A 15,798-nucleotide genomic window follows, 5' to 3' on the forward strand; every position below is an offset into this window, starting at 1 on the left:
TATTGAAATTTGTTTCGATTATTTCAATTTTTTAACTTTTTCAGGGTGCCTTTTGGAAAGGAAATTAATCGTTGATTTAACAGCTCTTTGAACAACAGGTCTTAAATCGGAGTTAAGCAGCAAAAGTGTCTGCAAAGCATATTCGGGATATTTATTCCCGAAGCTGTTTTTATATGTCATTGCAAGATTCCACCTCAAGTGTTCGTCTTTTTTCTTCGTCCATTTCAAAATTTGCTTCTGAACTTTTTGCGGATACCTGTTTGCAAAATAAGAACCGAGAATGAACGGTCCTAAATTTTTCTTTACATAAACCGAACTATCCGTTAAAAGTTTTTCAATAAGCTTTAATGCTTTAGTTAAATTTTTTTCTTCGTCAATTAAACCATGTGCGGAAAATAATACAGCGCGTCTTACGTTTTCGGATTTATGTTTGCAAAGTTTGCACATGTAATCATAAAGTTCAGGATTTGCATTCAGAACTCCAGCAAAAGCTCCGCCTGCGCTTTCCCTTACTTCCCAATTTTTATCATCGGCAATTTTACACAGCCATTTTTTCACATCAGCAGGGTTTTGTTTGTAACCTCTTCTGAGCAAAGCAATGCCTATTTCTTTTGCATTATCACTTTTAACCGACAGAAATTTTTTTCCTGTGGTATAAAAATCTTTGACGGGATTTTTTGAGTTCTTATTTATGAATTTTGTTATTTCGGTTATGACAAACCTTTTATCTTTTGTCTTTGCGGTGCCTGCGTGAGCAGTTGAATGCTTGTCCAAAATAAAAATGATTTCCGGATATTTCTTCACGGAAATCATTTTTAAAATTTCTTTTTTTTCTTTTTCGGATAATAAGCTGTCTTTCATCTAATGAATTACCCCGCTTTATCCATGCCCAAACCCATGTCTTATTGCTTCTTCAAGTATATTAATATTTATATCTTTCAAAGTTTTGAACTTAATGCAATATCCGCTTACACTCGCCTTGCCGAGTTTTTTTCCATATGTATAAGCTAAGTATTTCTTATCTTCAATACTAAGAATATAGACAGAGATTCCTGTTGTGTTTGCGCTGATGCCAATTTGATAAAACTCTCTGGTTTTTCCATCAGCATATTTTATGGTGTGAAATCCATATCCTATGTTAGGATTAGAAACAACTTTATTTTCACTGTTCTTGCCATCCAGGAACCATAATTTACATTTTGGCATTATTTGCAGAATGATGCGGTGCAACGCTTGCATGTCGCTGCGTTTTGGTTCAGGTTGGCTGTCTATATACTTTTTAATTTGTTCTTGTATGCTCATAATATCTTTTAAAGTATAGAAAGTTTTTTACTTTCCTGTTTTTTCATTATACTGTTTTTCAACAAAACTTTTAATGAAACCTGACTCAGGGTCAATTGCAAGAGCCATATCAATATATTCTTTCGCTTTTGCCATGTCGCCTTCTTTATCCCGTTTCATAAGCGCGAGAGCGTAATATCCATAAAGCTGGTCCTGCCCCCAATCGGGATATGTTTCGTTCACTTCTTTCCTGATTTTAAAATACTCTTCGGATTTCTGAAACTGCTCGAGCGCTTTTTCCTCACCTCCGCCAAATGCTGCAGGAGTCCAGTAAAGCGATATCCCTTTTACAAGAAAATACCTGGGATTATTCGGGTCGGCTGATTTGGACATTTCTTCAGCTTGCTGTGAAGCTGAAATTATGTCCATCATTTTATCCTGCTCATAAAGCCATCTGTTGAAAGTTGCCGCAAGACGCAAAACATATGCATCTGAGAAATTCGGATTTTTATCAATTACTTTATCAAGTGTAGTAAACGCAGACTCGGTATATTTTTTTATATTCTCTTTATCTTCTTTTTGAGAATGAATCAGAGCAAGATTATAATCCGTGAATGCTATCCAGTAGTTAACAAGCCACTCGTCTTTTTTGAGCTGTAAAATTCTTTCAAACTGACCGCGAACTTTTATAAGCTCTTTCTCATCAGCTTTATTTACAGCGTTTTTGAAATTTAGTTTGGCTTTCACCATCGCGTCGGAAAAATCATCCGCCTGCGCATAAGAAAAAACCAGAAGAAATAATATTACAAATATTTTTTTCATGACTTAAATTTTTTGATTACTATAAAAATAAAGGATTTAAAAATGTATAACGAGGATAAATAAAAGTAGGATTTTATATATAAAATTAAAAACGGCTTCCTCCATGCTAAAAGAAGCCATTTTTTTAAGATAATTTAAACTTAATTAACTATTGTTGTGTCAGAGTAATTGTAGCAGTTTTACAAAGATTTACATCCTGCATTATGTATTCTGTTCCGTTCTCTCCGGTGAACTTGATATCCCATATGCATTTTTCGGGAGAAACATCTGTGAAGGTAAAATCGAATGTCTCACCGTTTGCAATAACATCTTTAGGAATAACATCTTCACCCCAGGTATTAGCATCATTAGGAGAAATGAACACATCAATTAATGTCATTCCGGTATTATTGACCATTGAAAAATTCTGAACGGCATTATCGGTGCTGCTCGATGACGTTGTGTTTGAACCTGAATTTGTTGTCTGCTGCTGCTGTGTTGTGGTTTGCTGATTTGTTGTTGGTGCTCCTTTATCTTTTGAACAAGATTGCAGAGTAACAACAAAAGCAACCATAAATAAAAATTTGAATAAATTTTTCATAAAGTAGTTGAGGTTTATTTTAATTAAAATAAAAAAATAGCTTCTATTCAAAAAGAAAGAGAAGCTATTTTAAAATCAGAATTTCTAAAAACTTAATTCTTTGTAAGAGTAATTGTGGTTATCTCGCAAAGATTAACTCCTTTCATATAATATTTCACACCATCATCGGCTGTGAACATTATATCCCACATACATTGCTCAGCTGATACATCTGTGAAAGTGAAATCGAATGTTTCACCATCAAGAATCATATCTTTTGGAATGACATCCGGTCCCCATGAATCGGAATCACTCGGAGAAATGAACACGTCAATAAGGGTCATTCCCGTATTGTTTGTCATTGAGAAATTTTGGTTCTGAGCCTGAACCGAGGAATTAAGAATAAATAGCGCTCCTAATAAAAAAAGGTAAAGTAAAGATTTTTTCATTTTTGGTTTAAATTTTTTGGTTTTGGGAAAATGATTGATAAAAAAGGAAGTTTCTTCCTTATAATCAATTCAAATCATATACTAAAACGGATGTAACTAGTTCCCAAAATTTAAAAAATAAAATTTTTTGCTATATTTTAGCTATTAAATATGTGATTTTACAGTATTATTGCTTAGTTTGCAAGAATGGAATTGGTGTGCTTAAAAAAAATCTGCGCCAAATAAAATCATTGAGCGCAGATTTGAAAGAAATGTTTCACACAGAGAGTGAGATACTACAGTGACTTTTCCATTGGAGTAATTCCTTATTTTTTAAAATTATAAAAATAAGTTTAAAATATGTCCTGCAATTATTCTCACATCATTAGGAGGTTGTTGCAACCTTCTATTATATAAAAACAAAAATTTATAAAAACAGTTCCGGCTTATTAAGAATTTATAATTGAATGCCCACTCCGAAATAAACTATTCTTTTGTTATTAGAACGAACTTCAATCTTTTGCGAATAATCCTGATTGTATGTAATAAGATATAAATTTTTTGTATCGAGTAAATTATTCAGTGCAACAAAGAATACAGCGAACTTATCGAAGAGAGACGTTAAATACTGAACGTTCAAATCAACTCTCTGATATGTGGGGAATCTTCCGCTGTTTGTTTCTGCATAAATGGGAACATATACGTCTTCAACAAAATCATAATAGCTTCCGACTACAGGGGTATATGGTTTGCCTGTAGAAATTCTGTAAGACACTCCTGCCGTCCAACGGTCTGTTATATTATAGCTTCCGACAACTGTGAGGTTATGGGTTATGTCATATGTTGCTGAAACGAGCGCATCACTATCGAATCTTCTTCTCTTTGAATCAGAGTATGCGTAAGAAATCCATCCGGTAAATTTATTTTCAAATTTTCCTTTTAAAAATACGTCAATGCCCTTTGCAAACCCGCTCCCTGTTGATGCGTAGGTCGGCGGTTGACCGAAATATAATGGAGCATAAGTCGAAGGAAGTTTTTTATAATCCTTATAATATCCTTCAACTCTGAAGATAATTTCATTGTCTTTATTGAACTCATATCCCAGAATATAATGCATTGCCTCCTGAGCATCGAGGTCATTATCAAAAGAACGCTCATATTCATCTACTCTCGGATATTGATGGTAAATACCAACGGCTCCTCTCAGTGCATTATAATTATTAAATTGATAACCGACAGATAATCTGGGGTCAAAGCTTACTTTTTTTGAAAGAGTATGATAATCACTTCTAACACCTGTGATTGCAAAAAACTTTTTTGTAACTTTGAAAAGTCCTTCTGCATAACCTCCTATTCTTTTTGTATTCTCCGTAAGATTGAGGTTTATTGAAGGTGCACCCGGACGAATGTTATATCCGTTCTCAGGAAAAATTCCGTTTAAATCATTTTTGTTATACTCGATTTCAGCGCCAGCATTGAACTCGATTTTTTCAGTAACCGGATTTGTGAAATCAGCCCGCAGCTTTGCATAGTAGTCTTTGCTTTTTGAATCAAGAAGTCCATATGCCTGATTGCGGTCAAAGTGGCTGAACGATGCGCCTATGCTTAAGCTTGATGCTGAAGTCGGTGCGAAAGATACTTTCAGATTTGTAAAATAATTATGCGATTTAGTTGTATAAAACCCATCGAATGAAGGTGAGTTGCTTAGTATTCCAAGCTGGTCGCCTGAATAACTAAAATAAAGTTTTGCATAACCTGTTTTAGAAAATTGTTTTGCAATGGTTCCTCCGAAACCTCTCGCTTCAGGAACCTTAGAATATTCTGCTGTGATTCCGTTCAAATCAAAAAACGGCTTTAGATAAGTCTGGTCAACCTGAAAAGTTGCTCCGAGCTTTCCGTCATTTGCTGTCCAAACTCCGGCAAGACTTCCTGCACCAACACCAAGAAGCGCGAACATCCCCGTTCCTCTTGTCATTTCATATGACTTTAAATCGAGAACCGCCGAAAGCGCATTTCCGAATTTTGCAGAAAAACCGCCGCTTGTGAAGTTGATTCCACGTAAGCTCCATGGATTAACTGTAGAATATGAAGACGTATTATAAGAATCATCGAATATAAACGGATTATATAATGTTGCCTGGTCTAAAATTGTTATTACTTCATCAGGGTCGCCACCGCGAACTGTTATGCGGCTTCCTTCATCAACTTGATTTGAACCGGGGAAAGTCGTTATTGCGCGGTAAAGGTCAGCATCAGCCCCGGGAATACGGACAATTTCAAGAGGCGTAAGTGTAACTCGTGAATTTTCACCCGATGTGAATGAGCTTGCAGTTACAATAATCTCTTCGGTCTCGATTTCTGATTTGCCCAGCTTTATGTCTTTCACAACATTTTGTCCGGGAGCTAAATCAACTATTACAATTTTCTCTGCATAACCAACATACGTAACAATCAAATTAAACCGTCCCGTCTTATCTGTTTCAAATTCATACAAGCCCTTTTCATCTGTTGTTGCACCGTCTATTGTTCCTTCAAGAACAACATTTGCGCCGTAAAGAGGTTTGCTTTCCTCGCCTGTAACTGTTCCTGAAATTTTTGTCTGTGAATTTGCCTGAGAAACAAAAGCAATTATTATAAATAAAAGTAATGCTAATAGTAAAAATAATCTTTTCATATAAAATTTTTCTTTTGTGGGTACGACAGACATTCTTGTCTGTCGAAATAAAAATTTTTAACACAAAATCACAAAACTAAAATACTACAAAATTAAAAATTGAAAAGTTTTATGTTTTTGTGGTTTCGTGTTTACAAACTACAATCCGTTATCAAAAATTTCATCTATTGCTTTTGCAATATCCAAATCCTTTTGTGTAACTCCGCCTTCTGAATGCGTCGAAAATGATAAAGCGACTTCCTGATATTTGAATGTTCCGTAGTCAGGGTGATGGTCCTGTGCCTGGCATAATGCACCGACAGCAGAGATAAATCCCATTGTCTGGGGAAAACCTTTTGTCTTAAAAGTTTTCTTTAAAGAATTTTCTACATACTGCCATCCATACATTGCTTCGATTGCATCTGTAATTTGTTGTGAGGTCAGCTTAGCCATAATCTTATTTCGATTTGATTAACGATTCCAGTTTGTTGATATATGCCTCAAATGCTTTTAAACCTTTTGATGTAATTTTATATTTTGAAACCGGTTTTCTGTCAATAAATAATTTCTTGACCGAAACATATCCGGCATCTTCAAGTTTTTTAAGATGTACGCTCAGGTTGCCGTCGGTTGCATTTACTTTTTCTTTCAGATAAGAAAAGTCGGCTTCCTCAACGCTTGCAAGAACAGCCATAACAGCGGTTCTTATTCTTGAGTGAATTACATCATCAATTTCGTTATAGTCAAAGTTAGCCATTTATACAATAGAAGGTAATTCAGAATTTAAGTCCCTTTTATATTTTTTATATAAAATAATTCCCGGAATGGTCTGGAAAAATATAAGCATCAACGCAAAATACAAAAGCGATTCGGTGGTCGGCTTCATAAAAAATGCCCAGCCTCCAAGGAACCATGCTAGCGAAAGATATTTAAGCCAGTTAAGTCTTTGAATGGTTCCGCTTGTAAAATATCCGATTGCAAGAAGGCATGAAACAAATCCTGAAATGTAAATTGCATTATATACTTTCGTAAAAATCCCGATAAAAACAAAAGTAAATATAATTGCTCCTATTGCAATCCATAGTGAAGAAAGAATTTCTCCGGCGAAGGTTTTTACTTTTTTCTTTTTCTCCATTTTTGCGCCGGCAATTGTTCCTATAATGGCACCGATAACCATAAGTATCATCCACATAAATCCTATATATTGTCCTGAATAATTATAAATTATCAGAAGATAATTTAAAATAAGGGCTGTCGATGTAAGAATTCCCCAAAAAATATAATAAAACCCGTTATCAACATTAAGCTTTCTGCTGTCTTCCATTATTTTTTTGATTACGGATAATTCAGATTCTGCTTCGTAAGTTTTCATTGTTTTAATAAAGTGCTTTAATTTTTAAAGTGCTTTACAAAACTATATCAAAATATTTTTAATGTCAAGCATAAAATAAAAAAGCCCGATTTATCGGGCTTCATATTTAAATAATGGTAGTCATTCCCGCGCAGGCGGGAATCCCAGTATATTTTTAATTACTAATTGCTCATTGCACATTACTCATTGCTCATTGCACATTGCACATTGCACATTGCACATTGCACATTGAAGTTACTGTCCTTGTGCCAACGAATATCCTGCTTCGCCGTCGAATGTATAAAGATTTTCAGTTTTCAAGAAATCCAGACCTTTATTTTTCATTTTTCCGAGCAGTGAAATTATTTCATCGTGAGAAATTGCTTTCCCGCTTGAAGGATTCATGAATCTGCAATTATACTGCTCAACGCAGAACGGCTTTACAAGTCCTGCCGGCCATACTTTAACACCTCTGTTGCTGATTGCAAGAAGTTTCAAGTTATCGGAGTTCATTCCGTTTAAGATATTCGCAAGCTCTTCAGGTTTGCCGGGCTCGAACTGAACAAATACGTCAACACCGACAAGCTCTTTCTTTTGAGCATTCTTCATCAAGCTGTCTTCTGATACCGTTATATCAATTGCTTCTCTTTCAAAATACTGAACAGGTCTCAAGATTTTTGGAGTTTGTCCCAGTCTTGCAATAACTTCCTGAGCAAATTCTTTTGTGCCGACTAATTTTTTGCTGACATCTTCTTTGAATATATCATATGTATGAACACCATCTTCGATTGTTTTAAGCCACGCATTATGAACTTTTGATGCAACATCGATTTGTTTAATATGAACAAGCATCATAACAGCGCCAAGCAATAATCCTGATGGATTGGCAAGGTTCTTTCCTGCTCTTCTTGGAGCGGAGCCGTGAATTGCCTCAAACATCGAAGCTTTATCACCAATGTTAGCCGAACCTGCAAGACCAACAGAACCTGTCATCTGAGCAGATACATCCGATAAAATATCACCGTATAAGTTTTCCATTACGATTACATCAAAATCTTCAGGAGTGGTTGCAAGCTTTGCAGCACCGATATCGACAATCCATGTTTCTTTTTCAATGTCAGGATATTCCTCACCGATTTTATCGAATACTTTATGAAATAACCCGTCGGTTATTTTCATGATGTTATCTTTAACGAAGCAGGTTACTTTCTTTCTGTAATGGCTTCTTGCATATTCAAATGCATATCTGATAATTTTTTCACAGCCGGGTTTTGTAATAAGCTTAATTGCAGCTGTTACGTTTTGCGATTGTCTGTATTCGATACCTGCATATAAATCTTCTTCGTTCTCCCTGACGATTACAACATCCATAACCGGATGCTTTGTTTTAACAAACGGAGCATAAGAAACGCACGGTCTTATGTTTGCAAAAAGTCCGAGTGTTTTTCTTGCAGTGACGTTCAAGCTTTTATATCCGCCGCCCTGTGGAGTAGTAATCGGAGCTTTCAAAAAAACTTTTGTTCTTAACAAAGATTCCCATGATGAATCTTCTATTCCAGAGGTGTTGCCTTTGAGGTAAACTTTTTCTCCGATGTCGATAGTTTCGATATCGAGTTTTGCTCCTGCAGCTTTGATAATATCGAGTGTTGCCGTCATGATTTCAGGACCTATTCCATCCCCGTAAGCAACTGTAATTGGTGTATTTTCTGACATTTTTATATTTAGGCGAGTTAAATTTTACAAACAACAAATTTAACGATTTTTGATGTGAATTAAAATTGAAAAAGAGAACCAATGTCATTCCCGCGAAGGCGGGAATCCCAGTCTTTTCATATACTGATAATATGCTATTAAATTAATATTTTCAAAGTTATTTTTTAATTAATCAATATTTAAAAAATGGAAAGATCTAAAATCAGCAGTGATTTATTAGAAAAACTTCAAAAAATAGGAATCACAGATTTAAATAATTTAAATAAAGAAAATTTATCCTTATTACTGAATGCATATATTAAACATAAATCTCTATCCTTAAAAGAACTAATATCCATATTTGATTTTAATTATAAAGTAATATCACAAACTTTTGACCTTGTTAAAAATATTCTTGAAAATCAAAAAAACATTGATGCAAAAACTTTGGAAATATATAACTCATCTCTGGAAGATCTAACAGAAATGTATAAGAATAATCCAAATGATGATGAAAGAAATACAATATTAGAAATATATAAAGGTGTTTTAGAAAAAATAGAAAAACTTAACACAGAAAGCAGATGGTACAATAAAGAAATAATCCAATATGTTTTAATCTTTGCTTCTGCTATTATTGGTGGTGTAGTATATGATAAATATTTAAATAAAGAACAATAACTAACAAAATAAAACTTTATTTGAATTTGAAAAAATTTCATTAATACAATAAAAATATATGCAAATGAATAAGCAATTGGAAATTTCAAGAATTAAAATATTAAATAGATTTATATATTTTGGATTTTTCCATTACGAAATAATGAGAAATAGAATAATTAAAATTACTAATGAAGAATTTAGAATAATACAAAATTATTCAGGTAAACAAACATTAAGCTATTTTTATCCTAGGTTGAACCCTAAAATTAATATTCAATTAGAAAACAACGTTTCTAAATTGAAAACCAATATAATTTTTATTTAATTATACTTTTTAATGTCAAGAAAAATTAAAGCACCGACCGGAACGAAAATGACCTGCAAAAACTGGCAGGCAGAAGCCGCAATGCGAATGCTTATGAACAACCTCGACCCCGATGTCGCGGAACGTCCCGAAGACCTTATCGTTTATGGCGGATACGGCAAAGCTGCTCGCAACTGGGAAAGTTATGACAAGATTATCGAGACTTTAAAAACTCTTAATGAAGATGAATCACTTCTCGTGCAGTCAGGAAAACCGGTAGCTGTTTTGAAAACTCATGCGAATGCTCCGCGTGTAATAATCTCGAACTCACAGCTTGTGCCTGCATGGGCAACATGGGATGAATTCAGACGCCTTGATGCTTTAGGGCTTACAATGTACGGGCAGATGACGGCAGGGAGCTGGATATACATCGGCACCCAGGGAATTTTGCAGGGAACATACGAAACATTTGCTGCTTGCGCGGATAAATATTTCGGCGGCTCGCTGAAAGGAAAGTTTGTACTTACATGCGGACTCGGAGGAATGGGCGGAGCTCAGCCCCTTGCTGCAACTTTGAACGGCGCTGCGTTTCTTGGTATTGATGTTGACAAGTCTCGCATACAAAAAAGAATAGACACGGGTTACTGCGATGTGATGACAGACAATCTCGATGAAGCATTGCAAATCGTTCTCGATGCAAAAGAAAAAGGAATTGCAAAGTCAGTCGGACTAATCGGCAATGCAGGTGAACTGCTTCCTGAAATTTTAAAACGCAACATCTTTCCTGATGTTCTTACGGACCAGACTTCTGCGCATGACATGCTTTACGGTTACGTTCCCATGGGAATGACATTTGATGAAGCATTGAAATTACGAAAAGAAAATCCCGATAAATACATCGAGCTTGCAAGAAAAACAGTTGTTACTCACTGCAGAACGATGTGGGAGTTCATGCAGAAAGGCGCAATCACTTTCGACTATGGAAACAACCTGCGCGGTGAAGCTTATGCGAATTGCTTTAAGCAGGCGTTTGATATTCCGGGCTTCGTTCCTGAGTTTATCCGTCCGCTTTTCTGCGACGGCAAAGGACCTTTCAGGTGGGTTGCTCTTTCGGGAGACCCTGAAGATATTTACACAACCGATGAAGCGATAATGAAAGCTTTTCCTGATGACAAGCCGCTTCATAACTGGCTGAAAGCCGCAAAAGAGAAAGTTCATTTTCAGGGATTGCCTTCGCGAATCTGCTGGCTTGGGTATGGCGACCGCGCAAAAGCGGGAAAGATTTTTAATGATTTGGTTCGTGATGGAAAGGTCAAAGCTCCGATTGTTATCGGTCGTGACCACCTCGACTGCGGAAGCGTTGCATCACCAAACCGCGAAACAGAAAAAATGAAAGACGGCTCGGATGCAATTGCTGACTGGCCTATTCTAAATTTTGCTTTGCATTGTGTCGGCGGTGCAAGCTGGGTATCGCTGCATCACGGCGGCGGTGTTGGAATCGGAAACTCAATTCACTCGGGAATGGTAATAGTTGCAGACGGCACAAAAGAAGCCGGATCACGATTAGAGAAATGTCTAACCTATGATCCGGCTATGGGAATCATCCGTCACGCAGACGCGGGCTATAAAGAAGCAATCAATAACGAAAAAAAATTCGGCATCAAAATGCCGATGCTGGATTAGAAATTTTGCCACCGAGTTCACAGAGAAAAAACTTTTTGTCACTCTGAACTTGATTCAGAGTCAACGAAATGCTTGAATATTTATTGCCTTAAACGCCCACTATCAATTAAGCAGACAAAACATCCAATTGATTATTAGGAGCTTTATTCTCATCTTCATTTAGATTCCTCATTATTGTTCTCCATAAATCAGCGATCTTCATATCTCTAATACTATTATCATTGATATATAATCTATATCCTTCATTAGCATAATTATAATTTTTATTATTACCTGTTCGTATATTAAAATTTAATTCTTGTAATCTATTGTTATAACAAAATCCTAAGTAAACTCTTTTTGGACAAGATTTTTTAATCATCGATAGTTCAACATTTAATTCATTCCAAGCTTCTTCCCAAGCTTCTTCCGGTGAAAGTTTCTCATTATAGAAAAGTTCAATGGCTCGTTGAGTTATGTTATAAAATATTCCCATTTATGTATTTTTTATTTCTAAATATATTAAAAACTACATAGAATTTTAATACCTATATCGTGAAATTTATACTATGAAAAAATTTGTTTTCATAATTGCAATTGTTTTTACTACTGCTCATTCCATAGACGCTCAATGGATTTCACAGACTTCCAATGTCACGGGAAAGCTTAGCGATGTATGTTTCATAAACGAAAACACGGGATGGATTTGCGGTGATGATTGTGTTTTGAAGACAACCAACTCAGGTGTTAATTGGCAGAAGATAAATATCAGCGGGTCAAACAATTCAATTCAGTTTATAAATTCCGAAACTGGATATATTGCAGGTAATAACGGAAAGCTTTATAAAACAATAAACAGCGGCGTTAACTGGGAGTTGGTTAATCTCGGAATTACAACCAACCTGAATCAGATAAGATTTTTTAACAGCAGTTTCGGAATTGTTGTAGGCAATAAAGCAAAAGCTTTCAAGACAACAAACGGCGGATTAAATTGGAGTAACATTTCAATCAGCGGCGATACGCTTGACATTCTCGATTTAAAAATCTTAAGTGAAAATAAAATCATCTTCACAGGTACGGAATCAACCGTATGGACAAGCATTAATGCAGGAGTAACATGGTCATCAATATGGTTTGGAATGCCTAACCCTCTTTTTGCGATTGATTTCATAAACGAAAACACAGGTATGGTAAGCGGATGCTGCGGAATGCTGATGCGAACTACAAATAGCGGCATAAATTGGACGCCCGAAGTATATCTTACCCCCGGCTTTACAGTACATTCATTGAAATATGTAACGCCAAATAAAGTTTTCATTGCCGCCGAGGCGGGATACATCTTCAGAACATCGAACAATGGAATGAACTGGGACTCACTCGTCGTCCCGAATCATAATGATATTCACGGAATGCATTTTGTAAATGAAAACACCGGCTGGCTTGTCGGCATCTGGGGAACGATTCTTAAAACCACAAACGGAGGCGGCACGGGCTTTCCAATTGGTATAAATCAAATATCATCGAATATACCTGAAAAATTCTTTTTATCTCAAAACTATCCAAATCCTTTTAATCCTGTTACAAAGATTGTGTTTGATATTCCATCAAACGTCAAAAGCCAAATGTCAAACGTCAAGTTGTATGTGTATGATATTAACGGAAAGCTTGTTGAGACTTTATTAAATCAAAATCTTTCTACAGGAACTTATGAGATTACTTGGGATGCAAGTAACTTTCCTAGCGGCATTTATTTTTATACTTTGAATTCTGATATGTTTTCTCAGACGAAAAAAATGATACTCATAAAGTAACCGAAAGCTTTAGCTTTCGTTCCCGAACCCTGAAGGGTTCGACTACAATAATTAATTATTTCTTTTCGCTCAATCTCTCTGCCTCTACTGCCATTTCAAGTGAACTTCTTCCGTTTTCTTCAGTGATTATTCTCTTGTGAGATTTGTTTTTAATCCATTCAATCTGGTCTTCAATCATTGCACGAAGTATATCCCCGTATATATGCATTTTTTCTTTTTGTTCGTTCCAGTATAAATCATATTGCTGGTATGTTTCATAATCTTTAAAGCGTGATTTTGTTTTCCGTTCATCACCGTTATACCAGCTTGTCATGTCGATACGTGCATAAGGAAATAAATCATTTATGATTTTTGTTTCCGTTTCATTTGTAATTGCGTGAATTTTTATTCTTGTCGGCACCCATTCATAAAGTGTGATGTCCCCCTTTTCAAAAAGTATTCTCAGCTCCTGTCTGTCCATTCTGTTTGCCTGTGTAAACCCGTGATAATAATTTATCATAACGTCATTTTTATATTTTACCGAACATTGTACCTGGTCAATTATATTCGTTCCTTCTCGCATTGACTCTTGAGCGCACTCAACTTTTCCTTTTCCGAGCCAACCCTCAAACATATCAAAAAAATGCACACCGTGCTCGATGAATATTCCTCCGCTCTTTCCTTTATCCCAGAACCAATGCTTGGGTGAAAGCCCCTCATCGGAGGCATAATTTTCAAAATACCCGTGAAGAACTTCACCGAGCGCTTTTGAATTGATTAACTGTTTAACTTTATCATAAAGCAAATTATATCTCTGCATGAGATTAACAGACAGCAAAAGATTTTTTTCTTTTGCAAGCGCAATCATTTCATCTGCTTGTTCGAGAGATAATGCAAAAGGTTTTTCGACTATGACATTCTTCCCTGCATTGAGTGCTTTCATGGAATGTTCGTAATGAAGAAAAGGAGGAGTGGCAATATATACGAGGTCGATTTCAGGATTTGCAAGCATATCAGTAATTTCCAGAATGCCTGCAAGTCCAAATCTTTCTGATGCTCTTTGCGCTGCTTCGCGATGAGTACAGCACATACCTGCAATTTTTATTTCAGGCAGCTGCAAAAAATTCTGAACTGCAAACATTGCAAATCCGCCAAAACCGATTACACCTAAATTAATTTTTTTGTTTCCCATACGTTACATAAAGTAGTATAATATATAACGCAGTCGAACTCATTAGGGTTCGCAGAATAAAAAATTAATTCAGGTTAATTTTCGACTAAAAGATTCGTGTCATTTATTATAGAGGTTGTGAAGCATTGCTTTCGCATCTTCCAATCTCGCTTTTGCCTGGTCAGAAAGTTTTTCGCCTGCGCGGTTGATATAAAAATTCAACCTGTCCATTGCCTGCTGTGCACCATCTGAAGCCGCTTTCAATCCTTCTGCAATTTTTTCAGGCGCTTGCTCAAAAAAACCTTCAGGCGGATGCCAATGGGTATCAACGTCCTTCGACCACAAATTTTTGTTTTCTTCCGACATAATATTGAATTTAAATTTGGAACTAATAAAATATCTGTTCTATTAAATAAATTAAGTTAAGATTCGTTAACTAAATGAATTAATACTCAATTTTTCACGAATTTTAATTAAAATATATTTAGCTTAAATTTAAGCTAATTAAAATTAAATCAAAAGAAATTATGCAGGATAATTTTAGCCAAAGAGAAGTCAACGACGATAGACTTGATACTGAAGTTATGACAAAACAGGGAAATAAAATGATAATCTTCATGTCGATTATCATTTTACTTGTGCTTGTCATTCTCGGATTGTTATGGATAACATATTTCAATGTGTCGGATTATGACCGCGGGATGGATTTCCTTGCTAAGAGAAACTATGACCAGGCGTTAATATATTTTCAGAAAGTTCCGGCGGGTAAAGGCGATTATACAGCTGCACAATCAAAGATAAATTATATTCAGGGGGTGAAGTTATTTAATGTAAATGATTATGCCGGAGCAAAACAGTTTCTTACGAAAGTGAATCCTAACGATGAATATTATAATGAAGTAAAATTAATGCTGGATAAAGTTAATGAGATTGAAAAAGCGGAACTGCTAAAGCAGCAGCTTGAACTGGATGAACGGCAGCAGATAATCGATGCGCAGAAACAAGAGGAGCAAAAAATAAAAGATAAAACATTGAGCAATGAATATTTCGCTTTGCTCAAACGTCTCGAAGATAAATTTCAGAGCGAGTTCGATTTAACAAAAGTTGAGAACTCAGTTGCAATGAAAAAGAATCTCAGAAATCTGAATGATATCCGGCAGCAAATGCTTGACATAAAATATGAGGCTCTTAATCAAGACCCCCAGTTACTGGATTATAAAAATGCACTCGATAACTGGATGCTGAAATCGATCAGCTTCGTTACAACGGTGATTTCCGAAAACGTTCTCAGCATTCAGGATGCAAGCGTGAATGCAAAAAATATTTTAACAGACGCAGAAAAATATAAAGAAGAAGTAAATCTTGATAAACAAAAGCTCAATGCACTGTATCAATAAATGCATAGTGTCATTCTGAGCGAAG

At 35.6% G+C, this 15,798-nt stretch carries 17 protein-coding genes; 4 read left to right on the forward strand and 13 right to left on the reverse strand.

Annotated features, from left to right (window positions below; genetic code table 11):
• Positions 1 to 18: 18 nt before the first annotated feature.
• From VHP32_03225 to VHP32_03270, 10 genes are all read right to left on the reverse strand, one after another.
• Complete coding sequence (locus VHP32_03225) at positions 19 to 861, reverse strand: DNA alkylation repair protein (protein HEX2786890.1); 843 nt, start codon at positions 859 to 861, stop codon at positions 19 to 21.
• Positions 862 to 879: 18 nt separating this feature from the next.
• Positions 880 to 1,302 (reverse strand): DUF1801 domain-containing protein, encoded by a 423-nt coding sequence (locus VHP32_03230; GenBank protein ID HEX2786891.1) that lies wholly within the window; start codon positions 1,300 to 1,302, stop codon positions 880 to 882.
• 27 nt (positions 1,303 to 1,329) lie between these two features.
• The gene (locus VHP32_03235) at positions 1,330 to 2,103 is read right to left on the reverse strand and encodes a hypothetical protein (GenBank protein HEX2786892.1); all 774 of its coding nucleotides are present in this window, start codon (positions 2,101 to 2,103) and stop codon (positions 1,330 to 1,332) included.
• Positions 2,104 to 2,251: 148 nt separating this feature from the next.
• Positions 2,252 to 2,683, reverse strand: coding sequence for a hypothetical protein (locus tag VHP32_03240; GenBank protein ID HEX2786893.1), 432 nt, complete (start codon positions 2,681 to 2,683; stop codon positions 2,252 to 2,254).
• Between the two features lie 92 nt (positions 2,684 to 2,775).
• On the reverse strand, positions 2,776 to 3,111 hold the full coding sequence (locus tag VHP32_03245) for a hypothetical protein (GenBank protein ID HEX2786894.1): 336 nt from the start codon (positions 3,109 to 3,111) through the stop codon (positions 2,776 to 2,778).
• 436 nt (positions 3,112 to 3,547) lie between these two features.
• A complete protein-coding gene (locus VHP32_03250; protein HEX2786895.1) occupies positions 3,548 to 5,764 on the reverse strand; it encodes a TonB-dependent receptor in 2,217 nt (738 codons plus the stop codon).
• 138 nt (positions 5,765 to 5,902) lie between these two features.
• Positions 5,903 to 6,196: a 4a-hydroxytetrahydrobiopterin dehydratase gene (locus VHP32_03255; protein ID HEX2786896.1), complete on the reverse strand. Its 294-nt coding sequence runs from the start codon at positions 6,194 to 6,196 to the stop codon at positions 5,903 to 5,905.
• Between the two features lie 4 nt (positions 6,197 to 6,200).
• A complete protein-coding gene (locus VHP32_03260) occupies positions 6,201 to 6,500 on the reverse strand; it encodes a transcriptional regulator (protein ID HEX2786897.1) in 300 nt (99 codons plus the stop codon).
• Positions 6,501 to 7,115: a hypothetical protein gene (locus tag VHP32_03265; GenBank protein ID HEX2786898.1), complete on the reverse strand. Its 615-nt coding sequence runs from the start codon at positions 7,113 to 7,115 to the stop codon at positions 6,501 to 6,503.
• A 234-nt stretch (positions 7,116 to 7,349) separates the two neighbouring features.
• Complete coding sequence (locus tag VHP32_03270) at positions 7,350 to 8,807, reverse strand: NADP-dependent isocitrate dehydrogenase (protein ID HEX2786899.1); 1,458 nt, start codon at positions 8,805 to 8,807, stop codon at positions 7,350 to 7,352.
• Positions 8,808 to 8,993: 186 nt separating this feature from the next.
• On the opposite strand from VHP32_03270, the gene VHP32_03275 reads away from it, so the two are divergent.
• On the forward strand, positions 8,994 to 9,467 hold the full coding sequence (locus VHP32_03275; protein HEX2786900.1) for a hypothetical protein: 474 nt from the start codon (positions 8,994 to 8,996) through the stop codon (positions 9,465 to 9,467).
• A 319-nt stretch (positions 9,468 to 9,786) separates the two neighbouring features.
• Positions 9,787 to 11,436 (forward strand): urocanate hydratase, encoded by a 1,650-nt coding sequence (gene hutU, locus VHP32_03280; GenBank protein ID HEX2786901.1) that lies wholly within the window; start codon positions 9,787 to 9,789, stop codon positions 11,434 to 11,436.
• Between the two features lie 106 nt (positions 11,437 to 11,542).
• Here the strand turns inward: hutU and VHP32_03285 are convergent, their stop codons facing one another.
• Positions 11,543 to 11,911 carry a hypothetical protein gene (locus VHP32_03285; protein HEX2786902.1) on the reverse strand — a complete coding sequence of 123 codons (369 nt, stop codon included), beginning with the start codon at positions 11,909 to 11,911 and terminating at the stop codon, positions 11,543 to 11,545.
• 73 nt (positions 11,912 to 11,984) lie between these two features.
• Here VHP32_03285 and VHP32_03290 point away from each other — a divergent pair, with 73 nt between their 5' ends.
• Positions 11,985 to 13,226 (forward strand): YCF48-related protein, encoded by a 1,242-nt coding sequence (locus VHP32_03290; protein ID HEX2786903.1) that lies wholly within the window; start codon positions 11,985 to 11,987, stop codon positions 13,224 to 13,226.
• Positions 13,227 to 13,281: 55 nt separating this feature from the next.
• Here the strand turns inward: VHP32_03290 and VHP32_03295 are convergent, their stop codons facing one another.
• Entirely contained in the window at positions 13,282 to 14,397 is a 1,116-nt protein-coding gene (locus tag VHP32_03295; GenBank protein ID HEX2786904.1) for a Gfo/Idh/MocA family oxidoreductase, read from the reverse strand.
• 99 nt (positions 14,398 to 14,496) lie between these two features.
• On the reverse strand, positions 14,497 to 14,742 hold the full coding sequence (locus VHP32_03300; protein HEX2786905.1) for a DUF3175 domain-containing protein: 246 nt from the start codon (positions 14,740 to 14,742) through the stop codon (positions 14,497 to 14,499).
• A gap of 161 nt (positions 14,743 to 14,903) precedes the next feature.
• On the opposite strand from VHP32_03300, the gene VHP32_03305 reads away from it, so the two are divergent.
• The gene (locus tag VHP32_03305) at positions 14,904 to 15,773 is read left to right on the forward strand and encodes a hypothetical protein (GenBank protein ID HEX2786906.1); all 870 of its coding nucleotides are present in this window, start codon (positions 14,904 to 14,906) and stop codon (positions 15,771 to 15,773) included.
• The last annotated feature ends 25 nt before the right edge of the window (positions 15,774 to 15,798 follow it).

The sequence above is a fragment of the Ignavibacteria bacterium genome, from assembly GCA_036262055.1.
Lineage (GTDB): Bacteria > Bacteroidota > Ignavibacteria > Tepidaquicellales > Tepidaquicellaceae > DATAJP01.

Coding starts and splice junctions, on each gene's coding strand:
- VHP32_03225 (HEX2786890.1), bottom strand. CDS start 861: ATGAAAGACAGCTTATTATCCGAAAAAGAAAAAAAAGAAATTTTAAAA.
- VHP32_03230 (HEX2786891.1), bottom strand. CDS start 1,302: ATGAGCATACAAGAACAAATTAAAAAGTATATAGACAGCCAACCTGAA.
- VHP32_03235 (HEX2786892.1), bottom strand. CDS start 2,103: ATGAAAAAAATATTTGTAATATTATTTCTTCTGGTTTTTTCTTATGCG.
- VHP32_03240 (HEX2786893.1), bottom strand. CDS start 2,683: ATGAAAAATTTATTCAAATTTTTATTTATGGTTGCTTTTGTTGTTACT.
- VHP32_03245 (HEX2786894.1), bottom strand. CDS start 3,111: ATGAAAAAATCTTTACTTTACCTTTTTTTATTAGGAGCGCTATTTATT.
- VHP32_03250 (HEX2786895.1), bottom strand. CDS start 5,764: ATGAAAAGATTATTTTTACTATTAGCATTACTTTTATTTATAATAATT.
- VHP32_03255 (HEX2786896.1), bottom strand. CDS start 6,196: ATGGCTAAGCTGACCTCACAACAAATTACAGATGCAATCGAAGCAATG.
- VHP32_03260 (HEX2786897.1), bottom strand. CDS start 6,500: ATGGCTAACTTTGACTATAACGAAATTGATGATGTAATTCACTCAAGA.
- VHP32_03265 (HEX2786898.1), bottom strand. CDS start 7,115: ATGAAAACTTACGAAGCAGAATCTGAATTATCCGTAATCAAAAAAATA.
- VHP32_03270 (HEX2786899.1), bottom strand. CDS start 8,807: ATGTCAGAAAATACACCAATTACAGTTGCTTACGGGGATGGAATAGGT.
- VHP32_03275 (HEX2786900.1), top strand. CDS start 8,994: ATGGAAAGATCTAAAATCAGCAGTGATTTATTAGAAAAACTTCAAAAA.
- hutU (HEX2786901.1), top strand. CDS start 9,787: ATGTCAAGAAAAATTAAAGCACCGACCGGAACGAAAATGACCTGCAAA.
- VHP32_03285 (HEX2786902.1), bottom strand. CDS start 11,911: ATGGGAATATTTTATAACATAACTCAACGAGCCATTGAACTTTTCTAT.
- VHP32_03290 (HEX2786903.1), top strand. CDS start 11,985: ATGAAAAAATTTGTTTTCATAATTGCAATTGTTTTTACTACTGCTCAT.
- VHP32_03295 (HEX2786904.1), bottom strand. CDS start 14,397: ATGGGAAACAAAAAAATTAATTTAGGTGTAATCGGTTTTGGCGGATTT.
- VHP32_03300 (HEX2786905.1), bottom strand. CDS start 14,742: ATGTCGGAAGAAAACAAAAATTTGTGGTCGAAGGACGTTGATACCCAT.
- VHP32_03305 (HEX2786906.1), top strand. CDS start 14,904: ATGCAGGATAATTTTAGCCAAAGAGAAGTCAACGACGATAGACTTGAT.